This is a genomic window from Arthrobacter sp. SPT-J7, from assembly GCF_059089965.1.
In genome coordinates this window covers 1-25,485 of record NZ_JBNHFF010000026.1, presented here as the reverse complement: position 1 = coordinate 25,485, position 25,485 = coordinate 1, and the positions used below count along the sequence as shown (strand labels likewise).

Below are 25,485 nucleotides of genomic sequence, written 5' to 3'. Positions count from 1 at the left end.
CACGACAGCGTCCACGAGCACTACCAGGAACACGTGGCGGACCAGGTCCAGGATCAGGTGACTGAGGCGGTGGAAGCGCAACTGAGCGAGCGGTTGGCGGCCGGAGACATCCCGGAGGCAAAGCCCGACGACACCTCCCGGGGCCATCAGGCACCATAGCGCCTGCAGCGTCGTACCCTCGTCGTCCCCGGAAGGGAAGCGCCTGTCCTTCGTGGCAGGTGCTTCCCTTCTCTGTGTCCTGCATCTCCTGCCTCCTGCCGTTAAGCCGCAGGCGGGGATAGGGTTGGGATCAATAGAAGGGGAGTGCCTGATGGAATACCAGAACCCACAACCCGGCCAGGGCATCCAGAGCCGAGCCGCGCCGGTTCCTGCGTCCGGCCTTGGCCGGACAGTGATCTCCGAGACAGCCGTGGCCAAGGTGGCGGGAATTGCTGCCCGTTCCGTCCCCGGGGTCTACTCCCTGGGCTCAGGACCGTCACGTGCGCTCGGCGCCATCCGCGACGCCGTCGGCAGCTCTGACCATGCCGCCGGCGTCCGTGCGGAAGTTGGTGAAACGCAGGTTGCGGTGGATATCAGCCTTGTGGCGAGCTATGGGACCCCGCTCCATTCGCTCGCCAATGAGGTCCGTGCCGCGGTTTACCGTGCGGTCGGGGAACTCGTCGGGCTACAGGTGATCGAGGTCAACGTGGAAGTCACGGATGTTTACGTGCCGCCTCCCGTCAAGCCCACCGTAGCCGGCTCGACTGAAAGGGAGGCGCTGCTGTGAACCTCACCATAGCCGGCACCGCGATGGGCGCGTTCGTGGCCTTTATGTCCCTGCAGTTCGGCCTATGGGGCTTCCTGATTTCCCTGCTTTTTATGGCCATTGGGGCACTCCTGGGCCGGGCCGCGGAAGGGAAACTTGACCTTCGCGGCGTCCTGGACGCCATCATCGGCCGGCGCTCGTCCTCATGAGCTCCACAGCCCCGGCTGTCCGGGGCCAGGAGCTGAGCGGCCATAACCGCATCAGCACGCAGGCCCTCACAAGCCTCGCCAAAGCCGCAGCTGCCCAATACCTGGGCGTGGAGGCGGAGGATGTCCGGGCCGACTGGACGGACGACGACGGCATGCTGGCGCTGTCCCTCGTCACGCCTATCAGCATCCCACCTTTGAACGCCGTGGTCTTGGATCCCTCCCGCATAGAGGTCGCGGGGGGTTCCATCTGGGACCGCACGGTGAAAGCAAAGGCCCGCATCCTGGCAACAGTGACGGAGCTTAGCGGTGCACGGTTGAGCCGGGTGGACATCAGGATCAGCGGAGCAAAGATCAGCGAAGGGGGACGCGTGCAATGAGCCGGAACATCGATGGACAGGGCCCGGATATGGGCCGCATCCTGCACCGCGAGACGCATTCTTCACGGGCAGTGGTGGCCACAGTGGCCGCGGTCCTGGTTATTGGGCTCGCTGCATACGGGCTCCTGGAGGCAGCCGTCCATGCCATCGGGCAGCCCGCCTGGCTGATCGAGCCGCAAGTGGCAGCTGAACGCCTCGTGGCACTGCCCGCAGGGATTCCGCCGCTGCTCCTGGGCGCCATCGGAGCGGTGCTGGCAATGTTCGGGCTGGTATTTTTGCTCAACGGGGTCCTGCCCGGGCGCCGGGCCCGCCATCTCCTGGGTGGGGACCCGAACGCCGCCGGTCCTGCTGTGGTGGTGGACGATGAAGTCATCGCTTCCTCTTTGGCCCGCCGCGCCCGGCTCGCCGCGAACGTCACGCCGGAACAGGTCATGGTGATCGTCTCGCAACGGCGGGCAGAGGTGAATGTACGCCCCACCTCCGGTGTCCCTGTGGACGCTGACGCTGTGCTCGCGGCGGTCCAAAGCGAGCTCGACGCCATGGCACTGGAACCTGCACCTGAAGTGCATGTCACCGTAGCGCCGTCGGGGGTGATCGGCGCATGAACAGCACCCCCACCCTCCTCAACCGGATCCTCGTCGCGGTCCTGGGTTCAATGCTGCTTGCAGTGGGCACCCTGCTGATGTTGCTGGCCGCCGTGCCGGCCGTGGCCTCGTGGTGGCATTCCTGGTCCGCCGGCGTGTGGAGCGGAATCAACCAGGCCTTCAACGCCACCAGGTTTCCCGGGCGCACCGAGAGCTGGTTGTGGATCCTGGTGGCGCTCGCCCTGGTGGTGCTGATCGGACTCATGGTGGCGTGGGTTGCCCAGCAGGGTAAGGGCCGGGCCAACCTCCTGGCCATGGAGTACGATCCCGGTGACGTCCCGGGCGATGTGAGGATCGGCGGAGGAGTGGCTGAGCAGGCGCTCAAGCATGCCCTCGCCAACCGCCCCGATTTGGCCGGGGCCACCATAACCACCTACGACGTCAAAGGCACACCCGCCTTGAAGGTGCGCCTCCTGCCGCGCCAAGGCGTGGCCCCGCACCTGATGGCGGACGAGGTCTACGGCCTGGTGTCGGCACTGGAAACGGTGGTGGGAAAGAACATCCCCGTGCTGATCCATATCGGAGCCGGCGCACGGACGCGCTTCAGCAGGGCGGAGCGCGTCCGCTAGGAACCGCTTTACTCTTTGGCCAGGTAGACGGTGCAATCCACGGGTACTTCCCGCATGTCCGCCCATTCCCCCGCGGGCTCGGGGCCACTCGAGAGCCGCACTGAATACCCATCCGGAACCGGGGCGGAGGCGAACCCCAGGTTGCCCAGCACCAGGACGTCCCCGTTGTGGAAGGCCAACAGTCCGCTGTCCGGAGCATGGCTTTTAGCCCACGTAATAGAGCCTGCACCCAGGCGCCGGGCGGTGCGGAAGGCCAGGGCGGCCCGGTAAAGCTCCAGAGTCGAGCCTTCCACGCCTTCCTGCTGGTCGGCCGCAAGCGGGCCGAAGCTTCCGGGCTGGGGGAGCCAGGGCTGCGAAGCTTCGCCCTCGAAGGCTGCCGCAAAGCCGTAACCGGGCAGGTCCGCTGCCCAGGGCAAGGGGACCCGGCAGCCGTCACGGCCAATCTCTGAGCCCTTGGTCCGGAAGAAGGTGGGGTCCTGCCGCGCTTCGGCCGGAAGGCTGGTGTGTTCGGGGAGCCCCAACTCCTCTCCCTGGTAGAGGTACGCGGAGCCGGGAAGGGCCAGTGAGATCAACGTGGCGGCGCGGGCGCGTGCCAGGCCCAGGGCTGCGTCAGGCTGCTCGTCGTCCGCCGCGAGGCCCTTGGGGAACATCGTGGGGTCCTTGAGGCCGAACCGGGTGGTGTGGCGGACGGTGTCGTGGTTGCTCAGCACCCAGGTGCAGGGTGCTCCTACTGAGACGGCGGCTGCCAGGGAAGCTTCAATGGACTCCGCCATACGCACGGCGTCCCAGCCGGCAAGCAGGAAATCGAAATTGAAGGCCTGCTGCATTTCGTCCTGGCGGGTATAGCGTGCCAACCGTTCTGCAGGCTCCACCCAGGCCTCGGCCACCATCATGCGGTCGCCGTCGTACTCAGCGAGAACCCGGTGCCAGTCGCGGTAGATCTCGTGCACGCCGTCCTGGTCAAAGAACGGCGAAGGCGGGTACACCGGGGATACGGCGCGGTGAGGCTCCTCGGCGTTGGTATGGGCGCCCGGCGCGTCACCGGGGCGGTGTCCTGCTTCCCTGGTCACCTCGGCTGTGCCCTCGACCATGGCGGCAGCCCCCTCCCAGTCGGGCAGGCCAGGTTCTTTGACCAGGCCATGGGCAACGTCCACGCGGAAACCATCCGCGCCCCGGTCCAGCCAGAAGCGGAGCACCGAGCGCATTTCCTCGCGCACCTCCACGTTTTCCCAGTTGAGGTCCGGCTGCTTGGTATCAAAAAGGTGCAGGTACCACTCGCCGGGAGAACCGTCGGCCTCGGTGATCCGGCTCCAGGCAGGCCCGCCGAAAATCGATTTCCAGTTGTTCGGGGCACGGCTTCCATCACCGGAACCGGGAGCTTTGTCCTTGCCCGGACGGAAGATGTAGCGGTTGCGTTCGGGCGAACCGGGTGGCGAAGCCAGCGCCGCCTGGAACCACGCATGTTCGTCGGAGGTGTGGTTGGGGACGAGGTCAACAATGACCTTCAGGCCGCGCTGGTGAGCTTCCCGCAACATCGCGTCGAAATCGCCGAGTGATCCGAAGAGGGGGTCCACCTGGCGGTAATCGGCAACGTCGTATCCGGCGTCCGCCTGGGGGGATTTATAGAAGGGGGAGAGCCAGATGGCGTCCACCCCCAGCTGCTGCAGGTAGGGCAGACGGTTTGTTACGCCGCGAAGATCTCCCATGCCGTCGCCGTTGCCGTCAGCGAAGGAGCGGGGATAGATCTGGTAGACGACGGCGTCCGCCCACCATTGCAGGCCGGCTGGGCGATCAGCAGGAACGTCCGGGTTGGACATTTGGTTCCTCTCAGATAACTTTTTGATGTAAACGCTTGCATTACCCACAGCAACCTTACTAGTGTGAGCGTCACCACATCAACCTCACCTAGCAAGCGCACCGTCGACTTACTTGTCACTCAGCGAGGAGCTTCAAGCTAATGAAAACCCCTAGATTCCTACTTCCGGCCGCGACCGCCGGCATCCTGGCACTGACCCTGTCCGCCTGCGGCGGCGGAGGGGGCGGAGGGACCACGGGCGGCGGCGGAGACGCCGAAGCCAACCTCGAGGGCCGCGGCCCCATCACCTACGTCCAGGGCAAGGACAACAGCAATGTCGTCCGTCCCCTCCTGGAAAAGTGGAATGCGGCACACCCGGACGAGCAGGTCACCTTCAAGGAGCAGACGGACCAGGCTGACCAGCAGCACGACGACCTCGTCCAGAACTTCCAGGCCAAGAACGAAAATTACGACGTCGTCAGTGTTGATGTCGTGTGGACCGCCGAGTTCGCTGCCCGAGGCTGGCTTCAGCCGCTTGAGGGCAACATGGCAATCCCGACTGACGGCATGCTTGCGCCCACTATCAAAGCCGGCTCCTACCAGGACAAGCTCTACACCGCCCCCGTTTCCTCCGACGGTGGCATCCTCTACTACCGCAAGGACCTGGTTCCCGAGGCTCCCAAGACCTGGGACGAAATGATGGAGATGTGCTCCATCGCCAAGGCCAACAACATCGGCTGCTACGCCGGCCAGTTCAAGCAGTATGAAGGACTCACCGTTAATGCTTCGGAGGCCATCAACTCCGCTGGCGGTTCCGTGCTGAATGACGAGGGCAAGCCGAGCCTGACCACCCCTGAGGCTGAGGAAGGCCTGAATAACCTGGTGGAAGCCTTCAAGAATGGCAACATCCCGGCTGAAGCCATCACCTACCAGGAAGAGGAAAGCCGCCGTGCGTTCCAGGAGGGCAAGCTGCTGTTCCTCCGCAATTGGCCGTACGTCTACAACCTGGCCACCACTGAAGGCTCCTCCCAGGTGAAGGACGTGCTGGGCATGGCTGCACTTCCCGGCAAAGATGGCCCCGGTGCCTCCTCCCTGGGCGGCCACAATGCCGCCATCAGCGTCTACTCCAAGAACAAGGCAACGGCCCTGGATTTCGTGAAGTTCCTCATCGAAGAAGAGCAGCAGAAGTTCTTCGCCACCCAGGGTTCACTCGCTCCGGTCCTTGGAAACCTCTATGAGGACCAGGAACTCGTTGCAAAGCTGCCGTACCTGCCCGTACTGAAGACCTCCATCGAGAACGCCGTACCGCGTCCCGTTACCCCCTTCTACCCGGCGGTCACCCAGGCCATCCAAGAGAACTCCTACGCGGCACTGAAGGGCGAGAAGTCTGCTGAACAGGCGCTGGCCGACATGCAGAAGTCCATCGAGTCCGCCGGCGCAGGATCGTAGTCTCACCATGGCAACCGAATTGGGCCCGACGCCGGTCAAAGGGCCGGCGTCGGGTGGGACCCCGGTCCATCACGGACCTAAGGGCGTAGGGGAAGACAACAAGATCCTCAGCCAGGGCAAGTGGGCGTCGTGGCTTCTTGCCCCGACCATTATCGCTCTGGGTATTGTGATTGTTTACCCGATCATCAGCGCGATCGTTATGTCCTTTCAGAAGGACGCCGGGCTGGACCCGGCCACCGGGCTCTTCACTGCAGGCGGCCCCGCGGGCATCCAGAACTATGTGAACTGGCTGGGGCAGCAGTGTGCTGCTCCCGGCGGCGGCACGGTCGCCTGCCCGCCAGGCACGTTAGGCGGTCAGTTCTGGGACGCAACCGGAACGACGTTCCTGTTCACGGTCATCACTGTCGCCTTTGAAACCGTGCTCGGCTTCTGGATGGCAATGATCATGGCGCGCTCGTTCAAGGGCCGCGGCCTCGTTCGGGCAGCGGTTCTCGTGCCGTGGGCCATCCCCACTGCCGTTACCGCCCAGCTGTGGCTCTTTATGTTCGACTTCAACGGCATTATCAACAAACTGTTCAACGTCTCCATCCTGTGGACCGGCAGTGAGTGGCCGGCTAAATGGGCTGTGATCATCGCGGACACCTGGAAGACCACGCCGTTTATGGCGCTGCTCATCCTTGCCGGCCTGCAGATGATCCCGGCGGAGGTTTACGAGGCCGCAAAGGTTGACGGCGCCACTGCATGGCAGCGGTTCCGGATGATTACCCTTCCACTGGTCAAGCCCGCACTGATGGTGGCCATCCTGTTCCGTACCCTGGATGCCCTGAGGATGTTCGATCTTCCGTACATCCTTACCGGCGGCGCGAACAACACCACTACGCTGTCCATCCTGGTGATCAATCAGATCAGACAAGGGTTCAACTCCGCAGCCGCCTTGTCCACCATTACGTTCCTCATCATCTTCCTGGTCGCCTTTATCTTCGTCCGGTTCCTTGGTGCAAACGTCGTGGAGCAAAGCGGAGCCACGGGTAAGGGGAAGAAATGACAACCTCGACTGCCTCCACGGCATTGCGGGCCCAGCAGGACAAGGGACGCAAAACCGCCCAGAACCGGGAAAAATGGGCCCAGGGGCGCACTTACGTCAGCGCCGCCGTCATCCTGATCTGGTGCCTTGCACCTGCTTATTGGATGGTGGTGACGGCGTTCCGCGAGGTGGGCTTCACCTACGACACCTCCATCCTGCCCACACACGTAACTCTGGACAATTTCGCCACCGCCTTCGACACCTCGTTTGGCAACAGGTTTGGCCAAGCCCTGCTGAACAGTATCTTCATTGGTGTCACTGTCACCGTGATCTCATTGGTGATCGGGGTGTTCGCGGCATATGCACTCGCACGCTTGAACTTCCGGTTCAAGTACTTGGTGCTGGGCTTCATTTTGGGTGCGTCCATGTTCCCCGGCGTTGCACTCATCACGCCGCTGTTCCAACTCTTCACCAACATCGGCTGGATGGGCACTTATCAGGCGCTGATCATTCCAAATATTTCCTTCGTCCTGCCGCTTACCGTATACACGCTGACGTCCTTCTTCCGCGAGATGCCGTGGGAGTTGGAGGAATCAGCCCGCGTTGACGGTTGCACCCAGGGCCAGGCATTCCGGAAAGTGATCATGCCTTTGGCGGCTCCGGCGATCTTCACCACGGCGATCCTGGCGTTCATCTCCTCCTGGAACGAGTTCCTGATCGCCAGCCAGCTGTCGAACGATGCGACGCAACCGGTCACTGTTGCCATTGCCAGTTTTGCGGGTGCGCAGCCGAATCAGATCCCGTACACGGCCATCATGGCTGCGGGCACCATTGTCACTATTCCTCTGGTGATCCTGGTGCTGGTCTTCCAGCGCAAGATCGTTGCCGGCCTTACGGCAGGTGCGGTCAAGTGACGAACGGTTTTTCCCGCCCCCGGTCCACGGGGGCGGGAGGCGACCGCCGCCGGATGAGGTCCGGTGAGGACTTTGACATCATCATCGGGTTCCTCGGAGTCTGGGCGCTGGTGTTGCTCGTCGTCACTGTCTGGATGGAAGTTACGGCGCAGCCGGCACTCGGCTGGGCGCTGGGCCTTCTGGCTACGCTGTTGGCAATCTACGGAATGGTGCGGCTCCGGCGGCGGTTGCCGGACCGGAGGTAGCGCACCCCGTTGATTTCGCCATTGCCGGGCACCCGGCGCGAAGGTAACACTGCGATACCGGCCAGCGCTGAAAATACTATGGCCTGGGGGTATCGCGCGAAGCAGGGCGGATGCCTGCAGGGAGTACATGAGGGGACACTGTGGCACGCACAAGTGAAAGGTCACAACGAGGCGGCCACAGCGGTGTCAGCATCGAGGACGTGGCGGCAGCGGCGGGAGTATCAACGGCCACAGTCTCGCGGGCCGTCCGGGGACTGCCCCGGGTATCACCCGCAACGCGGCAAAAAATTCTCGAGGTGGCCGAACACCTGGGTTACGTCGCCTCCAGCTCTGCCTCGGGACTGGCAACCGGCCGCACCAGAACGATCGGCGTGCTGGCGCCCTTCGTGAGCAGGTGGTTCTTCTCCAAAGCCATCGAAGGTGCAGACCGGGAACTGCACGCCCGAAACTACAACCTTTCGCTGTTCAACCTGGGTGGCCATGGCAGCAACCGTGAGCGGCTCTTCAGTAAAACCATGGTTTATAAGCAGATCGACGCCCTCCTCGTCCTGTGTATGGCACTGTCCCATGAAGAACTGGACCACCTGCAGAAGATCGACATTCCACTCGTGGTGGTGGGCGGCCATGTAGAGGACTGTGCCTACATCGGCATTGACGATTACGCCGCTGCATCCACTGCCGTCCGGCACCTGATCGACCAGGGCCACCGGGACATTGCCCTGGTGCACGGTGACGACGAGACAGACCTGAACTTTGATGTCCCCCGCGTCCGCATCCTCGCCTTCAAGGACGTGATGACGGCGGCCGGCCTGCCCACCCGGCCGGAATGGGACGAATGGGGGGATTTCACCGTCCGCAGCGGGCAGGAGGCATTCCGCCGGCTCTGGTCAAAACCGGGCGCCAAGCCGACAGCCATTTTCTGTGCCTCGGACGAGATGGCCATGGGCGTCATTTTCGAAGCTTCCCGGCTGGGCGTCCGGGTGCCCGCGGACCTTTCGGTCGTGGGCATCGACAACCACGATTTCGCCGAGGCCGTGGGCTTGACCACCGTGGGGCAGCGGCCTGACGAACAGGCGGAGCAAGCCACCAAGATGCTCCTCGACGAATTGGACGGTGAGGCAGGAGCGGTGCAGTCGGCCGTCGCGCCCCATGAACTGATCGTCAGAAGGACGACGGCGCCGCCACAGTCCCAGCGCCCCCGGTCATGGCCCAAGTCCTAAGGAACAGGCTCAGGAGGCGCGGGCCAGCTGGCGGATGGGGATCCATCGGGACGCCAGGCGGCGGTACGCCGCGGCGGCGCCCGTCATGTCCCCCTCGGCCAGGCACTCGATGCCGAGTCTGATGTCCATGGGCGAATCGTCCGGGTACACCTTGTCCGCAACAGCCCCGTAGTCCAGCTCCACCATTGAGTTCACATGGAAGAGTTCCAGCCACTCTGTGAGCTGGGCAAGATCGTCCAGCATGTCCAGGTCCGGCGCCGCCAGTGCCAGGTTGGCCACGGCGTACCGTGCACGCTCCAGGGCTTCCGTGATGGGTGCCCACACCCGGACGGTAACGATCTTGCCGGCTGCCTCCACCACGTCTTTGTGGTCCGAATCCATGAACAGGGAAAACCAGCTGAAGGGGATTCCCCAGGTGGACGCCCGGGTGTGCACGCGGATGGACCCGTCACGCGCCTTCACCTGGTCGATCCGCTCCTGGTGCTTGTCCCGCTGCTCTTCAGGGATCAGCAACTCAGCCAGCGGGCCGTGAATTCCCTCCATCAGCGCGTTCGCGGCCAGGCCGGCCCGCAGTACCAACTGGCTGGGACAGTACAGCAGCTCAGGCTCTGCGTCAGCACCGTCGTCGGACGTGCTGCCTTCGGGGGCCGGGGCGGTGGTAACGCGAACCAGGTCGGTCCGCCCGGTGGGAAACGGGTCACCGCCGGAACGGGTAATGCGTCCCAGCGAGGCCAGCAGCTCGGCGTTTTCGACGGCGGCACGCGAGGCAGTCTGCGCGCCGGCGGCGGCAATTGCTTTCCGCTGCTCCTTGGGAAAGGCGTCGAGGGGTTCGTAGACGCGCAGCGTTGAAGAGAATGGCAGGCCTGCCTGGCCCCGGTAGAGGTTTCCCGTCATCACGGCCTCCTTGAATGGGTCCAGGATGATGTCATCAGTCTGCCAGTTCCACCAGCACGGGTGCATGGTCCGACGCGCCCTTGCCCTTGCGCTCCTCGCGGTCGATCGACGCGCCGGTCACGCGCGCAGCCAGCGCGGGGGAGGCCAGCACGAAGTCGATCCGCATGCCCTCCTTTTTGGGAAAGCGCAGTTGGGTGTAGTCCCAGTAGGTGTAGACGCCGGGGCCGGGCGTGTAGGGGCGGACGACGTCGGTGAAGCCGGCGGATTCGAAGGCATGGAAGGCCTGGCGCTCCGGCGGGCTGACGTGGGTGTACCTGTTGTTGACGAACAGGTCAATGTCCCACACATCGTCGTCGAACGGTGCGATGTTCCAGTCTCCCATCAGCGCCACCTGGGCCTGGGGGTCCTGCGTGACAAGTCCCTGCGCATGCGTCTTGAGGCTCTCCAGCCACTTGAGCTTGTAGGGCATGTGTTCGTCGTCCAGCGAGCGTCCGTTGGGGACGTAAAGGCTCCAGATCCGGACACCGGCGCAGGTTGCAGCCATCGCCCGGGCTTCCTGCACGGGCTCCGTACCCGCCTTGCCGAACGCGGGCTGGTCAAGGAACGTCCGCTCAACATCTTCGAGCCCCACCCGGGACGCGATGGCTACGCCGTTCCACTGGTTCACGCCGAAGTGGGCCACTTCGTAGCCCATCCGCTCAAACAGTTCCCACGGGAAGTTTTCGTCCTTGCACTTGGTTTCCTGGATGGCCAGGACGTCACAGTCGCTGCGCTGCAGCCAGGCCTCCACACGGTCGGCACGGGCGCGGAGCGAATTCACATTCCAGGTAGCAATCTTCACAGTTCCTAACTTACCGTGGCCGCCCCACCGCAGGTAAAGCCGCTGGCAGGGCAGCAGGCAAACTTAAGCAGGCGCACTCAGCATGGTCCCGGCCCGGTGGAGTTTAGTAGGAAGTCCGAGTATATTCGCAACCAGAAATGACCTGGGTCACATGCAAAGGAGCTTCCGGCCATGGTGCGCGTGCTTTCCCACTACGTCGGCGGCCAGCAGGCAGCCGGCGGCTCAGGCCGCTTCGGCGACGTCTTTGACCCCTGCGCAGGAACTGTTCAGGCCCGTGTACCGCTGGCAGGCCGGGACGAAGTGGCCAACGCTGTTGCTGTCGCCGCAAAAGCCCAGGAGGAATGGGCGGCCATGAACGCCCAGCGCCGCGGCCGGATCCTGCTCCGGTTCGTGGACCTGGTCAACCGGGAGATGGACGCACTGGCGCGGCTGCTGTCCTCCGAACACGGAAAAACCCTGGCCGACGCCAGGGGCGACATCCAGCGCGGCCTGGAAGTGGTGGAGTTCGCCGCCGGCACACCGCACCTGCTCAAGGGCGAGTTCTCCACCGAGGCCGGACCGGGGATGGACATCCATTCACTTCGCCAGCCCCTGGGCGTGGTGGCAGGGATTACGCCGTTCAACTTTCCCGCCATGATTCCGCTCTGGAAGTCCGGCCCAGCCCTGGCGGCAGGCAACGCGTTCATTCTGAAGCCCTCCGAGCGCGACCCGTCCGTACCGCTCCGCCTGGCCGAGCTGTATTCCGAAGCGGGCGTACCCGACGGTGTGTTCAACGTGGTCAACGGCGACAAGGAAGCGGTGGACGCCCTCCTGGAGGATCCCCGGGTCAAGGCCATCGGGTTTGTGGGCTCCACCCCTATTGCGCAGTACATCTACGCCACAGCCGCCGCCCACGGCAAGCGGGCGCAGTGCTTCGGCGGCGCCAAGAACCACATGGTGGTTATGCCGGACGCAGATCTGGACCAGGCTGCCGACGCGCTCATTGGCGCCGGGTACGGCTCGGCCGGGGAGCGCTGCATGGCGGTTTCCGTGGCCGTCCCGGTGGGGCAGGAAACTGCTGAGCTGCTGGTTGCCAAGCTCCAGGACCGCGTGAAGGGCCTGAAAGTGGGCCACAGCCTTGACCAGGAATCGGACTTCGGTCCGGTGGTCGCCGCTTCCGCCAAGGAACGGATCGAAGGCTTGATCCAGGCGGGACTGGACGAGGGTGCCACGCTCCTGGCGGATGGCCGGGGCGTCACAGTGGAAGGCTACGAGGACGGTTTTTGGGTGGGGCCAACGCTTTTTGACCACGTGACGCCGGACATGGGGATTTACCGGCAGGAGATCTTTGGTCCGGTCCTCTGCGTGGTGCGGGCGGCCGACTACGATGCGGCACTTCAGCTGTGCAGTAAAAATGAGTTCGGCAACGGCGTGGCCATCTTCACCCGTGACGGTGATGCAGCCCGAGATTTCGCCACCCGGGTGGACGTGGGCATGGTGGGTATCAACGTCCCCATCCCGGTGCCGATCGCGTATTACACGTTCGGGGGCTGGAAGGCGTCCGGATTCGGCGACCTGAACCAGCATGGCGCAGACGCCTTCCGCTTCTACACCAAGACCAAGACGGTCACCACGCGGTGGCCCTCAGGAATACGGCATGGGGCCAGCTTTGTGATGCCGGAAGGAAGCTGATGACGGACAGCCTGAAGACCGCTACGGACAACCGGGCCGAGGTGCTGTTTGAGCGCCGCGGCCGCCTGGGGGTCATTATCCTCAACCGGCCCCAAGCCGTGAACGCGTTGACCGCGGGAATGGTGAATGCTCTTTTGGGGCAGCTGACTGCCTGGGCTGATGACGGTGGCGTTGCCACGGTCCTGGTGCGGGGCGCCGGTGACCGCGGGCTGTGCGCCGGCGGCGACATTGTGGCCATCTACGAGGACATGCTGGCCGGCAGCGGGCTGACGGCGGGCTTTTGGCAGGCAGAGTACCGGCTCAATTCCCTGATTGCCCGCTACCCGAAGCCATATGTGGCCTTGATGGATGGCCTGGTGCTGGGCGGCGGCGTGGGGATTTCCGCGCACGGATCGGTCCGGGTGGTGACTGAGCGGACCCGGATGGGCATGCCGGAGACCACCATTGGTTTTGCGCCCGACGTCGGGGGTACCCTTCTGCTGTCCCGGGCACCGGGGGAGGCGGGAACCCATGCGGCGCTGACAGGCACTCACCTGTGCGGGGCGGATGCCCTGCACCTTGGACTCGCCGACCACTACGTTCCGTCGGACAGGCTCGAGGACCTGCTGGTGGCGCTGGAAAGCGAAACCGCGCAAGCCGCCGTCGTACGTTACAGCGAGGTGCCTCCGCTTTCTGTCCTTGAGCAGCAGCGTGACTGGATTGACAGCTGCTACGCCTCCGATGACGCAGAGGAGATTGTCCGGCGCCTCCGGAGCTTTGATGGTGAAAGCGGCGACGCGGCCCGGAATGCCGCCGACACCATTGAAGCGAAGTCGCCCACGTCGGTGAAGGTCACGCTGGCCTCACTGCGGCGGGTGAAGGGACTCACCCTTGATGAAGCCCTGGCGCAGGAGTACAGGGTAGGTTTGCGGTTCCTGGAAGCGCCGGACTTCCAGGAGGGCATCAGGGCGCAGGTGGTGGACAAGGACCGCAGGCCCAGGTGGCGGCCGCCCACCCTGGTGGAGGTGCTGCCCCGGCAGGTGGAATGCTTCTTTGAGCCCCTGGGCAGCAAGGAACTTGACCTGCAGCTGAAGGAGACGGACCATGCCTGAGAAGTACACCGTTGCGTTCCTGGGCCTTGGCCACATGGGGGGACCCATGGCGTTGAACCTCGCCAAAGCGGGGTACGCGGTAGCCGGCTTCGACGTAATGCCCGCAGCCCTTGAAACAGCCCGCACCCACGGTGTTCCGGTGGCAGCCAGTGCTGATGAGGCAGTATCCGGTGCAGAGGTGGTCATCACCATGTTCCCGAGTGGCCGGCATGTGCTCGATGCCTACATGGGCGCGGATGGCGGCCCAGGCCTGCTGGTGGTCGCTGCCCCCGGAACGATGTTCCTGGACTGTTCCACGATCAATGTCGACGAAGCCAGGGAAGCAGCCCGGCTGGCCGTTGAAGCCGGTCACCGTTCGGTGGACGCACCGGTATCCGGCGGAGTGGTCGGCGCCGAAGCCGGGACCCTCACGTTCATGGCTGGCGGCGATGAAGCCGACTTCGAGGCAGTGCTGCCGCTGCTGGAGGTGATGGGCAAACGCGTGGTCCACTGCGGCGCCCATGGTGCTGGACAGGCTGCCAAAATCTGCAACAACCTGATCCTGGGAGCCTCCATGATTGCCGTCAGCGAGGCTTTTGTGCTGGGGGAGAAGCTGGGCCTGAGCCACCAGTCACTGTTCGATGTGGCGTCTGCTGCGTCCGGGCAATGCTGGGCGCTCACCACGAACTGCCCCGTGCCTGGTCCCGTCCCCACCAGCCCGGCAAACCGGGATTACCAGCCCGGTTTCGCCGGAGCCCTGATGGCCAAGGACCTCAACCTTGCCGTCAACGCACTGCGCAGCACGGGAGTGGCAGCCCGGGTTGGACCGCTGGCCGCGGAAATCTACGATACGTTTGCCGCGGAAGGCGGTGCAGGCCGGGATTTCTCCGCGATCATCACGGACATTCGGAGCAGGTCGGACAGCCAGGACAATCCGGCGAACGTCGCCGCGTCCGGAAACCTGGCTGCTGCCGGAAACCCGGGCGCCGGCGTTCCACCCCAGGCATCGCAGGCGGCATCACACCAGGCAGCGCAGGACGACGGGAGCCCCGAATGACGGAATACATGAACATCCTCGTGGAACAGCGGGGCCGGGTGGGTCTGGTGACGTTGAACCGGCCGCAGGCGTTGAACGCCTTAAATAAGGCCACCATGGAGGAGCTCGTGTCCGCCGTCCGCGCCATGGATGCCGATCCCGGCGTGGGAGCTGTGGTCATTACCGGCTCGGGTAAGGCCTTCGCCGCAGGGGCTGACATCAAGGAAATGGCCGCCCAGGGTTACATGGACATGTACGCCGCTGACTGGTTCCGCGGTTGGGAGGACTTCACCCGGCTCCGCATACCTACGGTTGCCGCGGTCTCGGGATTCGCCCTGGGCGGCGGCTGCGAGCTGGCGATGATGTGCGATCTCATCATCGCCGGGGACAATGCGAAGTTCGGCCAGCCGGAAATCAACCTCGGCGTGCTGCCGGGCATGGGCGGATCGCAGCGACTGACCCGCGCCTTGGGCAAGGCCAAAGCAATGGACCTGATCCTCACCGGCAGGTTCATCGGGGCGGAGGAGGCTGACCGTTGCGGCCTGGTATCCCGGGTGGTGCCCGCTGAGGATGTTGTGGACGAGGCACTGAAGGCCGCCGAGGTAATCGCCTCCAAGTCAAAGCCGGTGGCCATGGTGGCGAAAGAGGCCGTGAACGCCGCCTTTGAAACCGGGCTGGCCCAGGGTGTCCTGTTGGAGCGCAGGCTGTTCCACTCCCTGTTCGCTACCGAGGACCAGAAGGAAGGCATGGCGGCGTTCACAGAAAAACGCCAGCCCCAATTCAAGCACCGGTAAGCGAAAGCGACTCCCGGTAGGCGGCCAGTTCCGCCGCCATTTCCTCAGCCATGAGGTGGTTATTGATGACGACGGCGGTCCAGGCAGCAGCTGCAGCGGAGGCAAGCACCTGCGCCTTCAGGTCCGCTATGTTCCCCGCGGCCCAGACGCCCGGGACGCTTGTGGCACCGTCCGCATCGGTCGCAAGGTAGGTTCCCATTCCTGTCGGGTGCTCCGACGGAACCAGTCCGAGGCCGGCAAAAGCCTCCAGCCGGGCCTGGACCCGCGGCCCCACGACCAGTGCCTCCACCGCGATTTCCGGGCCTCCGGCCAAGGCGACACCCCGCACGCGGTCATCCTCCACGCGGACCGATTCCACCGTGCCGGCAGCTACCTTAATCCCGCGGGCAGCCAATTGTTCCGCTTCGGCGTGGGACGGGACAACCTTGTTGTTGAGGAACAGGGTGATGTTGCTGCTCCACTGCCGGAAGAGCAGGGCCTGATGGACGGACCACGGTCCGTTTCCAATGATCCCAATCGCCTGGTCGCGCACCTCCCAGCCGTGGCAGAACGGGCAGTGCAGCACGTCCTTGCCCCAGCGCTCCCGGAGCCCGGGAATGCCCGGCAGTTCGTCCACCAGGCCCGTGGTGATCAGGAGCCGGCGGCCGCGAAGCCGCGAGCCGTCGGTGAGCGTTACGTCGAAGCCCTGATCCATGTCCCCGCGGGCAGCACGCACCGCGCCTCGGACTATGGCAGTACCGTACTGCTCTGCTTCGCCGCGGCCAATCGCCAGGAGTTCGGCAGGCTTGATGCCGTCGCGGGACAGGAAACCGTGGACTCCCTCGGCGGGGGCGTTGCGTGGTTCACCGCTGTCCACTACCACTACGGAGCGGAGGCTGCGCCCCAGCATCTGAGCGGCGCTAAGACCGGCAGCGCCGCCGCCGATAATCAGGACATCGGACATTGGTTCCTTGGATGTATTCATAACCCCAATCATCTTGTGACGCGCTCGACGCTGGCAAAGCCTTTTGCTGGAATGGCAAGATAGGGGCATGGATGAACAATTGGACGATGTCCTGGCGGCTGTGGGCCCGAGGTTGCGTGCGCTCCGCCTCGCCAGGGACATCACCTTGTCAGCGCTGGCAGAGACCACTGGCATCTCGGTCAGCACCCTGTCCCGGCTGGAGTCCGGCCAGCGCCGGCCCAACCTCGAGCTTCTCCTGCCGTTGGCCAAGGCCCACCATGTCCCGCTCGATGAACTGGTGGGCGCTCCTGCCACCGGGGATCCGCGCGTTCACCTGCGTCCCATCAAGGCAAGGGGAATGACAATCATTCCGCTGACCAGGAAGCCGGGCGGCATCCAGGCCTATAAACACATCCTGCCCGCTGGGCCGCTCGAGGAGCCCAGCCCGAAGGTGCATGAGGGTTACGAGTGGTTGTACGTGCTCAACGGAAAACTTCGAATGGTTCTCGGCAGCCAGGACCTGGTGCTCGGCCCGGGGGAAGCGGCGGAGTTTGATACCCGCGTGCCCCACTGGTTCGGCCGCGCGGACGGCAAACCGGTGGAATTCCTCAGCCTTTTCGGCACGCAGGGGGAGCGTATGCACGTAAGGGCCAAGCCGGCCTGAGCCCCGGTCCCAGCCATTGCACAGGTGCGTAAGGTAGACAGGGCAGACCAAACGTGGAAGCGGACGGGGAGTTGTATGTGGGGAATGGCGGCGGATGCAGGCGGATCGGCCGATAACCTTACGGGGCTGGTGGGCATAGCTGCCCGGGGCATCGAGCAGTTGGGCGAATGGGGAGTGGGGCTCTTTACCCTTGCTGAAACCGTGGTGCCGCCCATCCCCAGCGAAGTGATTCTGCCGCTCGCCGGCTACCTGGCAAGGCAGGGAACCTTGAACCTGGTCCTCGTTTTTGTCACCAGCACGCTGGGAGCCTACCTGGGTGCGGTGTTCCTGTACTGGCTGGGCGGCAAGCTTGGGCTAGAGCGTTCCATCCGCGGCCTGTCCCGGCTGCCGTTGGTGGACCGGGAAGACTTCGAGCATGCAGCGGGCTGGTTCCGCCGCCACGGAAGGTCCTCCATCTTCTTCGGCAGGCTGCTCCCGGGAGTACGGAGCCTGATCTCCCTTCCGGCCGGGGCTTCGGCCATGCCGTTCGGGATTTTCAGCCTTTACACCTTGGCAGGCAGCGGTCTGTGGAACGGAGCACTCCTGGGCCTGGGCTACCTGCTTGGCACCCAGTACCGGCTCATCGAGGAATACTCGCGGTTCCTGAACTACGCCGTCTATGCCGCGTTGGGCGTCACTGTAGTGCTGCTCGTGGTCAGGCGCGTCAAGCGTACGAAGACCTCGCGCTGAACCGGCAGTGAGAAAGCCCTTCCCGGAACGCACGAGCCAGGTCAGGAGTCGATAAAGTCGCCCGCGTTCCTGCGGAAGTCCTGCAGGATCCGGATCAGCTGGTCCACATCCTCTGGCCCGAACCCGGGCTTGCTGAATACTCCTATGTTCAGGGCCGCCGTCGAGCGCTTCGCCATGGTGCGGCCCTCGGCGGTGAGCTCAACCAGTGTGGTGCGGCCGTCCGTAGGGTGCGGGGAGCGGCGCACCAGCCCCGCTTCCTGGAGCCGGTCCACTGCATTGGTGATGGAGGTCGGGTGTACCTGGAGCAGGTTGCTCGCTTTCTTCATGGGAAGGGACCCATTCCTGGCAAAGCTCAGCAGCGCGAGCAGCTCATAGCGGGCGAACGTCAGCCCGAATGGCTTGAGGGTGAGTTCGATCCTGGCCAGCAGGATCTGCTGCGTGCGCATGATCGCGGTGATGGCAGCCATCGGAGCGGCGACGTCCGCGCAGCCGTGCTCCTCCCAATTGCGGCGGGCCTCTGCAATGGGGTCTCGGGGCAACGGACCGCCCATAGCCAGCCTTTCGCCAGGTGATGTACCTCACTGTTGTGATGAACCTGTGCAATATACTAGGACATCCTAGGGATTCGTAGCGGTTTGGGAAGGGGGACGACGACCGATGCAGCCCCCAGCGCGTGGCGCGGGTGCACCACCCTTTCCGGACGCGGACCTGATGTACATCGTGGACCTCCTGCCGCCCGCCGAGCGCGACAGGTACTTAAACATCCGCCGGTTCCTGCAGTCCTCCGTCCGGCAGCCCTCCATCCGGTACTGGAACCGCGAGGAGTTCCCCTTTGGCCTGCTGGCGGACATGGGAAAGCATGGCCTTGGCGCCCTCCAGCTGGACGGCAGCTCCACCCTCTTCAAGGGCCTTATGTACGTAGAACTTGCCCGGGCGGATGTGTCCCTGTCGGCGCTGGCCGGGATCCACAATGAGCTGATTCTCGGGATGATCAACCAGCTGGGATCTGAGGAGCAGAAGGCCAGATGGCTGCCGGGCCTGAAAACTTTCCGTCACCTCGGAGCCTTTGCGTTGACGGAGCCGGAGCACGGCTCGGACATCGCCGGCGGGCTGGAAACTTCAGCCAGGCTCGACGGCGGTACCTGGGTCCTCAACGGGGCCAAGCGCTGGATCGGGGCCGGGACTATCGCCGATTTCGCTCTCGTGTGGGCACGGGATCAGGCGGACGGGGAAATCAAGGGTTTCATTGTGGAGTCAGACCGTGCCGGCTACTCAGCAACCAGGATCTCGAACAAGATCGGCCTGCGGATCATGCAGAACGCGGACATCGTGCTGGAGGACGTGAGGATTCCTGCCGCCAACCTTCTGCCGGGGGCCACCAGCTTCCCGCGGGTCAACGAACTGCTCCGTGACTCCCGTGCCTGGGTGGGCTGGCAAGCTGCCGGCATCCAGTTCGCAGCCTTCGACGTCGCCCGCGCCTACGTATTGGACAGGTGGCAGTTCGGCAAGGAGCTGGCCCGGTTCCAGCTGGTCCAGCAACAACTGGCGGACATTCTGGGCAACGCTACGGCCTCGTTGGCGCTGATGGCACAGTTGGCCCGCATCCAGGAGGACGGGAAGCTGGAGATGGCGCAGGCGGCCATGGCCAAGGCCACCACCACACGTATGGCACGCGCCTCGGTGGCCATGGGCCGTTCACTGTTGGGCGGGAATGGCATCAGCAGTGATTATGAAATGGGCAAGCTGTTCGGTGACGCGGAAATCCTCTACACCTACGAGGGCACCTACGAGATTAACTCGCTCATCGTGGGAAGGGCTGTCACTGGAAAATCAGCCTTCACCTGAGTTCCCCCTCTTCATCACAGCCCATGCCGGGCCGTTGTCCCGCCGGTCCGGCATGGGTAGCATCGAACACTAAGCCTACTTAGTGTTTATCCCGGGTGCTCGTTTGAAAGGGGAGGCGGAATGCGCGTCAAGAATTCAGTGGTGGTGATCACCGGGGCGTCCAGCGGGATCGGCAAGGCCACTGCCCTGCGCTTCGCCAGCAAGGGGGCCAGGCTGGTCCTGGCTGCCCGGGGAGCGGAATCCCTGGAAGCCGTGGCTGCAGCGTGCAGGAAACGTGGCGCGAAGGCCATCGCCGTCCCCACCGACGTAACAGACGCGGACAAGGTGGAGGCTCTTGCATCCCGTGCCGTTGAGGAGTTCGGGCGGCTGGATGTGTGGGTCAACAACGCAGCGGTCGGCGTCTTCGGCCTGCTGACCGAAATTCCGCCAAAGGACTTCCAACGGGTACTGGATGTGAACATTACCGGCTACGTCAACGGTGCCCGGGCTGCGTTGACCCGCCACACATCCCAGGGCTCGGGCACCCTGATCAATGTTGCGTCCATCGTGGCGGAAACCCCGCTGCCCTACTTCGCCGCGTATTCCATTTCCAAGGCCGCGGTACGGGCGCTCAGTATCAGCCTGCGCTCGGAACTGGCCCGCGAAGGCGTTACCCGCGTGAAGGTGTGCACGGTCCTCCCGGCCACTATTGATACGCCGTTTTACCAGAACGCAGCCAACTTCACAGGCCGCCGTCCGATGGCCATGCCTCCCGTCTACACCCCGCAGCGGGTGGCGAAAGCCGTGGTGAAGCTTGCAGCCCACCCGCGCCGGGAAACCGTTGCGGGAGGACTGGGAGGCCGGCTCCTGGTCCTGCAGCACAAGTTCACTCCAGGCGCGGTGGAAGCGGCCGCTGCCCGCCAGGTGGACCACCGCCAGCTCTCGCGGCGGCAGTCAGCCCCTGTGACTACAGGGAATCTTCGTCAGGCGTCGCAATCCATCGGAAAAGTTTCCACCACGGGCGGATGGCACGGCCGGCGGCGGACGGCGCAGCGGACGGTAGCGGGCGCGGCAGCTCTGGCGGGCGCCGCGGTCGCCATGCGGAAGCGGCTGGGCTGACTGCCCTGAGCTGTACCAGCCTTCCCATGCCGCGCCACGCCGTCGTGCCGGCGGTACTTCCTAGAGGTTCCTTTCGGCGTAGGCGCGCAGCGCGTCCCGCACGAAGCCGGCACCCGCTTCGCCACCGTAGCTGGCCGCGAACCGGGCGTCGGCGACGTACATCTCCGCAAGCCCCACGACATACCCCTTAACATCGCCGCCGCTTTCCATAGCGGGGGTGCCGGGGATGGACGTCAGCCATTCAACGTGGCGCCGTGCCAGGTCCTGGGCTTCCGGGCTGTCAGCGGCGAGACCTGATCCGGACGCCGCGATCCAGTCGCTGCCGAGCTTTTCGGCGCGGGACTTCCACTCCTTTTTCTGCCCGGTTCCCATGCCCCGCCACCAGGCATCGCTGCTGGCGTAAGCATCCTTGCCCCAGCGCTCCTCCACCTCGTCCTTGTACTGGGTGTGGTCGAAGCCGTCAAACATGTTCTCGGCCATGAGTGCGCCTCCTCCTTTCACTGTTTCGATTGTTTGCTGTACGGAAAGAACCTGCCGGGCCAGCCGCTCCTGCTCCTGCCGGAGCCAGTCCAGATGGCGGCTCAACGCTTGAACCGTGTCTGTCTCGTGCTGGAAGACCTCGGCGATGGCCGGCAGCCCCAGCCCGAGTCCCCGGAGCAGGAGGACCCGCTGCAGCTGCAGGAGCGCTGTCCCGTTGTAATAGCGGTAACCGTTACTCCCCACGCGGCTGGGCTTCAGCAGCCCGATGTCATCGTAGTGCCGGAGTGTCCGGCTTGTTGTGCCTGCCATCCTGGCGACATCCTGGATGGACCAGTCCACGCCGGTCCCCGCTTCGGTTGCTTCCATGTTCCGAGCGTAGGGGTTGACGCAGCGTCAAGGTCAAGCAGGTGTTCAGGGGCGACGGTTACGCAATGGCCGGGTCCGGGGTGAGCGGACGCGGGCCTGGGCAACGAGGCGGGTGAAAGCGAAGATAAAGACTGCCTCGATGAGGATCATCAGCGCCACAAGCAGCCACTGTTCTTCGGCAACAAAAACGACGCAGCCTGCGAGCGCGAGCACTGTCCCGAGCACCAGGGCGTAGACGGCAAAACCCACGGCAACCCGTGCGCTGCGGACGCCGGTCCGGAAACCGAAACCGTGGGGCTCCCCGCCGGGCTGCCCGGGAACCAGGTCCGGCACGGCAGGCGGAAGCCTGTCGAACTCTTCCCACGGATCCTTCGCTGGGTCGTTGCCCGGAACGTGGTCCGGGTGCTGTCCGGTCATAGTCCAATTATCCCAGCACCCGCTCAGGGATAGGGATATGGATAGGGATAGAAACGCAACGTCGGCCGGTCAGGAAAGTCCGTGACGTTCACCAATGTCACGCAGGGAGCAGCACAGGGGACACAAAAACAGGGGACACAAAAACAGCGGCCCCTCCAACTGATGTTGGGGAGGCCGCTGCCGTGGCAAGGTTCCTCCTGCAGGTGCGGGAGGCAAGCCGAAGCCTTAGAGCGGGCGGATGTTCTCTGCCTGCGGGCCCTTCGGACCCTGGGTCACATCGAATTCAACCTTCTGGTTCTCATCGAGTGAGCGGTATCCGCTGCTGGCGATTGCTGAGTAGTGGGCGAAAACGTCAGCGGACCCGTCATCGGGGGCAATGAAGCCAAAACCCTTTTCGGCGTTGAACCATTTAACTGTGCCTGTTGCCATGGCTGCATTCCTTCGTGTGACTCTGATTCTCTCCCCGGGCCACCGGCCCGAGGTGCGCGGAGAACGTCCCCCGCAGTCCCCAACGTACGGGGCCGGGGCCAACGTTGCAAGGGTAACGGCGATAATGTGTTGTCAGCGCATGCCCTCACGGCGGATTGCAGTGGCGATGGCAGCGGCCCTGGTCTCCACTCCAAGCTTGGCGTAGATGTGGGCGAGGTGCGTCTTGACCGTGGCCTCAGAGATGAAGAGGCGCTGTCCGAGTTCCCGGTTGCTGAAGCCCTGCGTGAGGAGGCTGAGCAGTTCGGCCTCGCGCGGAGTAAGGATTTCGTCGGGGCTGCGCAGCTGCTGGAAAAGCCGGGAGGCCACCGGGGCGCTCATGACACTCTTGCCCTGGACTGCCCCGCGGATGGCCGCGAAGATCTCGTCAGGCGCGGCGTCCTTCAGCAGGTATCCCATCGCGCCGGCGTCCACTGCCCGGACGATGTCTGCATCGGAGTCGTAGGTGGTGAACACCAGGATGGCCTGCCCTTTGTTGCGCTCGCGGATCCGCCGTATGGCCTCGATCCCGTCCATGCCTGCGCCCATGGCCAGGTCCATCACAACCACCGCGACGGCGTCCTGTTCGAGGCGTTGGAGCGCTTCCTCTCCGGAGGCTGCCTCGGCGACGACGGCAATGTCAGGTTGGGTGCCCAGCAGGGCCCGCAGTCCGCTTCTCACCACCAGGTGGTCGTCCACCAGCAGCACGGTGATGGCGCTCATGCAGGCTCTTCCGGGCTCGCATGCCCCTTGGGTTCCTCCGCCGCGGGGATCTGGGCGGCGACGATGGTCCCTTCGCCGGGTTCGCTTTCCACTGAGAAAACGCCGCCCAGCTGCTCCACACGCTGCCGCATGGCCCGCAGTCCGTATCCTCCGGTGTCCGACGGCGGTGCTGCCGCCGCGGGATCGAAGCCGGCACCGTCGTCGTGGATGTCCAGGGTGACAGCGTCCGGAAGGTAGCCGAGGGTGAGCGTGGCGGTGGCGGCGCCCGCATGGAGCTTGATGTTCGATGCTGCGCTTTGGACCACCCTGAGGAGGGCGTGGCGGACATCCGGCGGCACCGGCCGTGGTTCACCCGTGACCAGGAGCCTGGCGTCCGGAACGTACTGCCTCGCCGCGGAAAGCAGGGCCTCAGGCAAGGGCGACGCGTCCAGCCCGGGGGAAGCAAGCTCGTGGACCAGGCTGCGGGTCTCGGACAGGTTGCCCCGGAGCAATGCGGTGGCTTGGCCGAGGTCGGCGCGTGCTGAAGGACTTGGCCACGCCCTGCCGGCTGCCTCGAGCAGGAGCAGGCTGCTGGCCAGCCCCTGGGTCACTGTGTCGTGGATTTCCCTGGAGACACGCTCCCGTTCGGCGATGGTTCCTGCCCGGCGCTCGCTGGCCGCCAACTGCCCTTGGGCGAGGGAGACTTCGGCGTGCAGGCGGCGCTGTTCCTCGGCGTCGTGCTGGATCCTGTCGTAAATCAAGGTCAGCATCACACCCACGGCGAGCGGGCCGAGGAGCATGGCAAGGTCAGTGCCGCTGCTCAGCCGGAACAGCCCTGCCGCGGTGGCAGCAGCCGTGGCTCCTGCCGCTGCGTAGGCAGCCGCGCCACTCAGTGCGCTGCGGCACAGGAAGAAGAGCGCGAATGAGCACCAGGCAAAGCTCGGCGCCGCGATCACCAGGACAGCCCACACTGCGACGAGGGTGAATACCCAGGGCGCCCAAGGCTTCCCGCGCGATGCAAGGACGGCGACGGCGAAGTACAACAGGCAGGCAGCCGCAGCCAGTCCCAGGACCAGGACGTTGTCGGCGGGGCTGTGCCGCATCATGTACCGGACCAGGGACGCCACCAGCAGGACGGCGAAGCCAAGATGAACGGCGGCGTCAATGCTGCGGAAGCGGGCTGCGTTGCTGGTGGAAGCGCTGGTCGCCGGCGGGCCAGTCCGGCCGCCAACGGCTGAGTCGAGGACGGAGGCGGCCGGGGCGGGGCTGGCTTGGGTAGGCATGGGAGTTCCGGTTCCGGTGGGGAATGCTACCCACCATGCTATTGCCCCCGCCCCTGCACCGTCTCTCAGCCTTTTGGCTGATACAGCTGGCCCATTGGAGCAGGGTTGTACAGCCAAAGGCCCGATGGCACGCAGCGGGAGCCCCGGAAGGATTGGGGATGAAACGAACCCCGCTCCGAATGTGGGGCTCCGAGCAAAGGAAACAGCATGAAGAAGTCCACAAAAGTTCTTACCGTCGCAGCCGCAAGCGCGCTTGCCCTCACCGCCGGGGTAACGGTTGCCGCGAATGCCGGCGCCGGTTCCGCTCCAACTGCTGTCCCCGCTGCCGACATCCAGCCCGTGCCGGAGAACGTGGTGCAGCAGAACCGGATCTCGGTCGGCGCCTCGGCCAAGGCGGTGGAATCGGCGCTGGCCAAATGCCAGGCTGACAGGCTTCCCTTCGTCACGGTGGCATTGGTGGACCGCTTCGGGACTGTCCAGGCACTGCTTCGGGGCGACAACGCGGCTGAGCACACCATTGAAGCCGCACAGCAGAAGGCTTACACGGCCGCCGCCTTTGGAACCCCCACCAGTGAGCTGGCCAAGCGGATCAACGGAACCGGCCCCAGCATCGACGACCTCCCCGGCACGCTCTTCCTGGGCGGCGGCGTCCCGCTGAAGGTGAACGGGGTTTCGGTGGCAGGCATCGGCGTCGGCGGCGCTCCCGATGGCGCGCTGGACGAGGCCTGTGCTGCAGCCGGCGCGGATGCCATCGCGGCCGCCGGTGCCGTTAAGTAGGCAAAACGCATGAGGTGGTTCGGGGCCGTGCTTGTGGTGCTTATCCTGACCGCGTGCCAGGCGGGGACGCAGGAGCCGCAGCAGCCGGCGTCTCCGTCGCCGTCGGTCCTGGCCACGCCGGGGGCCCAACTGCCCGCGGGGGGACCGGTATCATCCCCGGCGTCCCCCGCGCCGCCTGTACCGGCAACCACGCCGCCTGCGCTTTCCGCTGAAGCGCAG

At 64.8% G+C, this 25,485-nt stretch carries 29 protein-coding genes; 19 read left to right on the top strand and 10 right to left on the bottom strand.

What is annotated here, in order from left to right:
• Nucleotides 1-310: 310 nt before the first annotated feature.
• Genes AC5RWX_RS19530 through AC5RWX_RS19510 form a run of 5 tightly spaced genes read left to right on the top strand, consistent with a single transcriptional unit; the run spans nucleotide 311 to nucleotide 2,544 of the window.
• Nucleotides 311-766 carry an Asp23/Gls24 family envelope stress response protein gene (locus tag AC5RWX_RS19530; RefSeq protein WP_494097981.1) on the top strand — a complete coding sequence of 152 codons (456 nt, stop codon included), beginning with the start codon at nucleotides 311-313 and terminating at the stop codon, nucleotides 764-766.
• Nucleotides 763-954, top strand: a complete 192-nt coding sequence (locus AC5RWX_RS19525; protein WP_494097980.1) for a hypothetical protein — start codon at nucleotides 763-765, stop codon at nucleotides 952-954. The genes AC5RWX_RS19530 and AC5RWX_RS19525 overlap by 4 nt, the downstream gene beginning before the upstream one ends.
• Nucleotides 951-1,331, top strand: coding sequence for a hypothetical protein (locus AC5RWX_RS19520; RefSeq protein ID WP_494097979.1), 381 nt, complete (start codon nucleotides 951-953; stop codon nucleotides 1,329-1,331). The genes AC5RWX_RS19525 and AC5RWX_RS19520 overlap by 4 nt, the downstream gene beginning before the upstream one ends.
• On the top strand, nucleotides 1,328-1,936 hold the full coding sequence (locus AC5RWX_RS19515) for a hypothetical protein (RefSeq protein WP_494097978.1): 609 nt from the start codon (nucleotides 1,328-1,330) through the stop codon (nucleotides 1,934-1,936). The genes AC5RWX_RS19520 and AC5RWX_RS19515 overlap by 4 nt, the downstream gene beginning before the upstream one ends.
• Entirely contained in the window at nucleotides 1,933-2,544 is a 612-nt protein-coding gene (locus AC5RWX_RS19510) for a hypothetical protein (protein ID WP_494097977.1), read from the top strand. The genes AC5RWX_RS19515 and AC5RWX_RS19510 overlap by 4 nt, the downstream gene beginning before the upstream one ends.
• A gap of 8 nt (nucleotides 2,545-2,552) precedes the next feature.
• Here the strand turns inward: AC5RWX_RS19510 and AC5RWX_RS19505 are convergent, their stop codons facing one another.
• Nucleotides 2,553-4,361: a glycoside hydrolase family 13 protein gene (locus tag AC5RWX_RS19505; RefSeq protein ID WP_494097976.1), complete on the bottom strand. Its 1,809-nt coding sequence runs from the start codon at nucleotides 4,359-4,361 to the stop codon at nucleotides 2,553-2,555.
• 140 nt (nucleotides 4,362-4,501) lie between these two features.
• Here AC5RWX_RS19505 and AC5RWX_RS19500 point away from each other — a divergent pair, with 140 nt between their 5' ends.
• From AC5RWX_RS19500 to AC5RWX_RS19480, 5 genes are all read left to right on the top strand, one after another.
• Nucleotides 4,502-5,788, top strand: a complete 1,287-nt coding sequence (locus tag AC5RWX_RS19500; protein ID WP_494097975.1) for an ABC transporter substrate-binding protein — start codon at nucleotides 4,502-4,504, stop codon at nucleotides 5,786-5,788.
• A gap of 7 nt (nucleotides 5,789-5,795) precedes the next feature.
• On the top strand, nucleotides 5,796-6,833 hold the full coding sequence (locus tag AC5RWX_RS19495) for a carbohydrate ABC transporter permease (protein ID WP_494097974.1): 1,038 nt from the start codon (nucleotides 5,796-5,798) through the stop codon (nucleotides 6,831-6,833).
• Nucleotides 6,830-7,726, top strand: a complete 897-nt coding sequence (locus AC5RWX_RS19490) for a carbohydrate ABC transporter permease (RefSeq protein WP_494097973.1) — start codon at nucleotides 6,830-6,832, stop codon at nucleotides 7,724-7,726. The genes AC5RWX_RS19495 and AC5RWX_RS19490 overlap by 4 nt, the downstream gene beginning before the upstream one ends.
• On the top strand, nucleotides 7,723-7,971 hold the full coding sequence (locus AC5RWX_RS19485; protein ID WP_494097972.1) for a hypothetical protein: 249 nt from the start codon (nucleotides 7,723-7,725) through the stop codon (nucleotides 7,969-7,971). Before AC5RWX_RS19490 ends, AC5RWX_RS19485 begins: the two co-directional genes overlap by 4 nt.
• A 140-nt stretch (nucleotides 7,972-8,111) precedes the next feature.
• Nucleotides 8,112-9,191 carry a LacI family DNA-binding transcriptional regulator gene (locus AC5RWX_RS19480; protein WP_494097971.1) on the top strand — a complete coding sequence of 360 codons (1,080 nt, stop codon included), beginning with the start codon at nucleotides 8,112-8,114 and terminating at the stop codon, nucleotides 9,189-9,191.
• Between the two features lie 9 nt (nucleotides 9,192-9,200).
• Here the strand turns inward: AC5RWX_RS19480 and AC5RWX_RS19475 are convergent, their stop codons facing one another.
• Both AC5RWX_RS19475 and AC5RWX_RS19470 read right to left on the bottom strand, forming a co-directional pair.
• Nucleotides 9,201-10,085, bottom strand: a complete 885-nt coding sequence (locus AC5RWX_RS19475; RefSeq protein ID WP_494097970.1) for a DUF8083 family protein — start codon at nucleotides 10,083-10,085, stop codon at nucleotides 9,201-9,203.
• A 34-nt stretch (nucleotides 10,086-10,119) separates the two neighbouring features.
• The gene (locus AC5RWX_RS19470) at nucleotides 10,120-10,926 is read right to left on the bottom strand and encodes an exodeoxyribonuclease III (RefSeq protein ID WP_494097969.1); all 807 of its coding nucleotides are present in this window, start codon (nucleotides 10,924-10,926) and stop codon (nucleotides 10,120-10,122) included.
• Nucleotides 10,927-11,097: 171 nt separating this feature from the next.
• Here AC5RWX_RS19470 and AC5RWX_RS19465 point away from each other — a divergent pair, with 171 nt between their 5' ends.
• The 4 genes from AC5RWX_RS19465 to AC5RWX_RS19450 are packed head-to-tail and all read left to right on the top strand — an operon-like array spanning nucleotide 11,098 to nucleotide 15,497.
• Nucleotides 11,098-12,597 carry a CoA-acylating methylmalonate-semialdehyde dehydrogenase gene (locus tag AC5RWX_RS19465; RefSeq protein WP_494097968.1) on the top strand — a complete coding sequence of 500 codons (1,500 nt, stop codon included), beginning with the start codon at nucleotides 11,098-11,100 and terminating at the stop codon, nucleotides 12,595-12,597.
• Nucleotides 12,597-13,688, top strand: a complete 1,092-nt coding sequence (locus tag AC5RWX_RS19460; protein WP_494097967.1) for an enoyl-CoA hydratase/isomerase family protein — start codon at nucleotides 12,597-12,599, stop codon at nucleotides 13,686-13,688. Before AC5RWX_RS19465 ends, AC5RWX_RS19460 begins: the two co-directional genes overlap by 1 nt.
• Nucleotides 13,681-14,724 (top strand): 3-hydroxyisobutyrate dehydrogenase, encoded by a 1,044-nt coding sequence (gene mmsB / locus AC5RWX_RS19455; protein ID WP_494097966.1) that lies wholly within the window; start codon nucleotides 13,681-13,683, stop codon nucleotides 14,722-14,724. The genes AC5RWX_RS19460 and mmsB overlap by 8 nt, the downstream gene beginning before the upstream one ends.
• A complete protein-coding gene (locus AC5RWX_RS19450) occupies nucleotides 14,721-15,497 on the top strand; it encodes an enoyl-CoA hydratase (RefSeq protein WP_494097965.1) in 777 nt (258 codons plus the stop codon). Before mmsB ends, AC5RWX_RS19450 begins: the two co-directional genes overlap by 4 nt.
• On the opposite strand, the gene AC5RWX_RS19445 is transcribed toward AC5RWX_RS19450, so the two are convergent.
• Nucleotides 15,484-16,461: an NAD(P)/FAD-dependent oxidoreductase gene (locus AC5RWX_RS19445; protein WP_494097964.1), complete on the bottom strand. Its 978-nt coding sequence runs from the start codon at nucleotides 16,459-16,461 to the stop codon at nucleotides 15,484-15,486. The genes AC5RWX_RS19450 and AC5RWX_RS19445 overlap by 14 nt on opposite strands.
• Before the next feature lie 67 nt (nucleotides 16,462-16,528).
• Between AC5RWX_RS19445 and AC5RWX_RS19440 the strand changes: the two genes are divergently transcribed.
• Both AC5RWX_RS19440 and AC5RWX_RS19435 read left to right on the top strand, forming a co-directional pair.
• The gene (locus AC5RWX_RS19440; protein ID WP_494097963.1) at nucleotides 16,529-17,104 is read left to right on the top strand and encodes a helix-turn-helix domain-containing protein; all 576 of its coding nucleotides are present in this window, start codon (nucleotides 16,529-16,531) and stop codon (nucleotides 17,102-17,104) included.
• A gap of 75 nt (nucleotides 17,105-17,179) precedes the next feature.
• Nucleotides 17,180-17,833 carry a DedA family protein gene (locus tag AC5RWX_RS19435; RefSeq protein ID WP_494097962.1) on the top strand — a complete coding sequence of 218 codons (654 nt, stop codon included), beginning with the start codon at nucleotides 17,180-17,182 and terminating at the stop codon, nucleotides 17,831-17,833.
• Between the two features lie 41 nt (nucleotides 17,834-17,874).
• Here AC5RWX_RS19435 and AC5RWX_RS19430 read toward each other — a convergent pair whose 3' ends face one another.
• Nucleotides 17,875-18,384, bottom strand: a complete 510-nt coding sequence (locus tag AC5RWX_RS19430; RefSeq protein ID WP_494097961.1) for a MarR family winged helix-turn-helix transcriptional regulator — start codon at nucleotides 18,382-18,384, stop codon at nucleotides 17,875-17,877.
• A gap of 106 nt (nucleotides 18,385-18,490) precedes the next feature.
• Here AC5RWX_RS19430 and AC5RWX_RS19425 point away from each other — a divergent pair, with 106 nt between their 5' ends.
• Nucleotides 18,491-19,678 (top strand): acyl-CoA dehydrogenase family protein, encoded by a 1,188-nt coding sequence (locus tag AC5RWX_RS19425; RefSeq protein WP_494097960.1) that lies wholly within the window; start codon nucleotides 18,491-18,493, stop codon nucleotides 19,676-19,678.
• Nucleotides 19,679-19,798: 120 nt separating this feature from the next.
• Nucleotides 19,799-20,776 (top strand): SDR family oxidoreductase, encoded by a 978-nt coding sequence (locus tag AC5RWX_RS19420; RefSeq protein ID WP_494097959.1) that lies wholly within the window; start codon nucleotides 19,799-19,801, stop codon nucleotides 20,774-20,776.
• Nucleotides 20,777-20,836: 60 nt separating this feature from the next.
• Here AC5RWX_RS19420 and AC5RWX_RS19415 read toward each other — a convergent pair whose 3' ends face one another.
• The 5 genes from AC5RWX_RS19415 to AC5RWX_RS19395 all read right to left on the bottom strand — a co-directional run bounded on the left by AC5RWX_RS19415 (nucleotide 20,837) and on the right by AC5RWX_RS19395 (nucleotide 24,489).
• Nucleotides 20,837-21,622 carry a MerR family transcriptional regulator gene (locus AC5RWX_RS19415; protein ID WP_494097958.1) on the bottom strand — a complete coding sequence of 262 codons (786 nt, stop codon included), beginning with the start codon at nucleotides 21,620-21,622 and terminating at the stop codon, nucleotides 20,837-20,839.
• 45 nt (nucleotides 21,623-21,667) lie between these two features.
• The gene (locus AC5RWX_RS19410; protein ID WP_494097957.1) at nucleotides 21,668-22,039 is read right to left on the bottom strand and encodes a hypothetical protein; all 372 of its coding nucleotides are present in this window, start codon (nucleotides 22,037-22,039) and stop codon (nucleotides 21,668-21,670) included.
• A 225-nt stretch (nucleotides 22,040-22,264) separates the two neighbouring features.
• The gene (locus tag AC5RWX_RS19405; RefSeq protein WP_013599688.1) at nucleotides 22,265-22,468 is read right to left on the bottom strand and encodes a cold-shock protein; all 204 of its coding nucleotides are present in this window, start codon (nucleotides 22,466-22,468) and stop codon (nucleotides 22,265-22,267) included.
• Nucleotides 22,469-22,600: 132 nt separating this feature from the next.
• Nucleotides 22,601-23,227 (bottom strand): response regulator, encoded by a 627-nt coding sequence (locus AC5RWX_RS19400; RefSeq protein ID WP_494097956.1) that lies wholly within the window; start codon nucleotides 23,225-23,227, stop codon nucleotides 22,601-22,603.
• Entirely contained in the window at nucleotides 23,224-24,489 is a 1,266-nt protein-coding gene (locus AC5RWX_RS19395) for a sensor histidine kinase (protein ID WP_494097955.1), read from the bottom strand. The genes AC5RWX_RS19400 and AC5RWX_RS19395 overlap by 4 nt, the downstream gene beginning before the upstream one ends.
• 207 nt (nucleotides 24,490-24,696) lie before the next feature.
• Here AC5RWX_RS19395 and AC5RWX_RS19390 point away from each other — a divergent pair, with 207 nt between their 5' ends.
• Nucleotides 24,697-25,266 carry a GlcG/HbpS family heme-binding protein gene (locus AC5RWX_RS19390; protein ID WP_494097954.1) on the top strand — a complete coding sequence of 190 codons (570 nt, stop codon included), beginning with the start codon at nucleotides 24,697-24,699 and terminating at the stop codon, nucleotides 25,264-25,266.
• The last annotated feature ends 219 nt before the right edge of the window (nucleotides 25,267-25,485 follow it).

Coding starts and splice junctions, on each gene's coding strand:
- AC5RWX_RS19530 (WP_494097981.1), top strand. CDS start 311: ATGGAATACCAGAACCCACAACCCGGCCAGGGCATCCAGAGCCGAGCC.
- AC5RWX_RS19520 (WP_494097979.1), top strand. CDS start 951: ATGAGCTCCACAGCCCCGGCTGTCCGGGGCCAGGAGCTGAGCGGCCAT.
- AC5RWX_RS19515 (WP_494097978.1), top strand. CDS start 1,328: ATGAGCCGGAACATCGATGGACAGGGCCCGGATATGGGCCGCATCCTG.
- AC5RWX_RS19510 (WP_494097977.1), top strand. CDS start 1,933: ATGAACAGCACCCCCACCCTCCTCAACCGGATCCTCGTCGCGGTCCTG.
- AC5RWX_RS19505 (WP_494097976.1), bottom strand. CDS start 4,361: ATGTCCAACCCGGACGTTCCTGCTGATCGCCCAGCCGGCCTGCAATGG.
- AC5RWX_RS19500 (WP_494097975.1), top strand. CDS start 4,502: ATGAAAACCCCTAGATTCCTACTTCCGGCCGCGACCGCCGGCATCCTG.
- AC5RWX_RS19495 (WP_494097974.1), top strand. CDS start 5,796: ATGGCAACCGAATTGGGCCCGACGCCGGTCAAAGGGCCGGCGTCGGGT.
- AC5RWX_RS19490 (WP_494097973.1), top strand. CDS start 6,830: ATGACAACCTCGACTGCCTCCACGGCATTGCGGGCCCAGCAGGACAAG.
- AC5RWX_RS19475 (WP_494097970.1), bottom strand. CDS start 10,085: ATGACGGGAAACCTCTACCGGGGCCAGGCAGGCCTGCCATTCTCTTCA.
- AC5RWX_RS19465 (WP_494097968.1), top strand. CDS start 11,098: ATGGTGCGCGTGCTTTCCCACTACGTCGGCGGCCAGCAGGCAGCCGGC.
- AC5RWX_RS19460 (WP_494097967.1), top strand. CDS start 12,597: ATGACGGACAGCCTGAAGACCGCTACGGACAACCGGGCCGAGGTGCTG.
- mmsB (WP_494097966.1), top strand. CDS start 13,681: ATGCCTGAGAAGTACACCGTTGCGTTCCTGGGCCTTGGCCACATGGGG.
- AC5RWX_RS19450 (WP_494097965.1), top strand. CDS start 14,721: ATGACGGAATACATGAACATCCTCGTGGAACAGCGGGGCCGGGTGGGT.
- AC5RWX_RS19445 (WP_494097964.1), bottom strand. CDS start 16,461: ATGAATACATCCAAGGAACCAATGTCCGATGTCCTGATTATCGGCGGC.
- AC5RWX_RS19440 (WP_494097963.1), top strand. CDS start 16,529: ATGGATGAACAATTGGACGATGTCCTGGCGGCTGTGGGCCCGAGGTTG.
- AC5RWX_RS19435 (WP_494097962.1), top strand. CDS start 17,180: ATGTGGGGAATGGCGGCGGATGCAGGCGGATCGGCCGATAACCTTACG.
- AC5RWX_RS19430 (WP_494097961.1), bottom strand. CDS start 18,384: ATGGGCGGTCCGTTGCCCCGAGACCCCATTGCAGAGGCCCGCCGCAAT.
- AC5RWX_RS19425 (WP_494097960.1), top strand. CDS start 18,491: ATGCAGCCCCCAGCGCGTGGCGCGGGTGCACCACCCTTTCCGGACGCG.
- AC5RWX_RS19420 (WP_494097959.1), top strand. CDS start 19,799: ATGCGCGTCAAGAATTCAGTGGTGGTGATCACCGGGGCGTCCAGCGGG.
- AC5RWX_RS19415 (WP_494097958.1), bottom strand. CDS start 21,622: ATGGAAGCAACCGAAGCGGGGACCGGCGTGGACTGGTCCATCCAGGAT.
- AC5RWX_RS19410 (WP_494097957.1), bottom strand. CDS start 22,039: ATGACCGGACAGCACCCGGACCACGTTCCGGGCAACGACCCAGCGAAG.
- AC5RWX_RS19405 (WP_013599688.1), bottom strand. CDS start 22,468: ATGGCAACAGGCACAGTTAAATGGTTCAACGCCGAAAAGGGTTTTGGC.
- AC5RWX_RS19400 (WP_494097956.1), bottom strand. CDS start 23,227: ATGAGCGCCATCACCGTGCTGCTGGTGGACGACCACCTGGTGGTGAGA.
- AC5RWX_RS19395 (WP_494097955.1), bottom strand. CDS start 24,489: ATGCCTACCCAAGCCAGCCCCGCCCCGGCCGCCTCCGTCCTCGACTCA.
- AC5RWX_RS19390 (WP_494097954.1), top strand. CDS start 24,697: ATGAAGAAGTCCACAAAAGTTCTTACCGTCGCAGCCGCAAGCGCGCTT.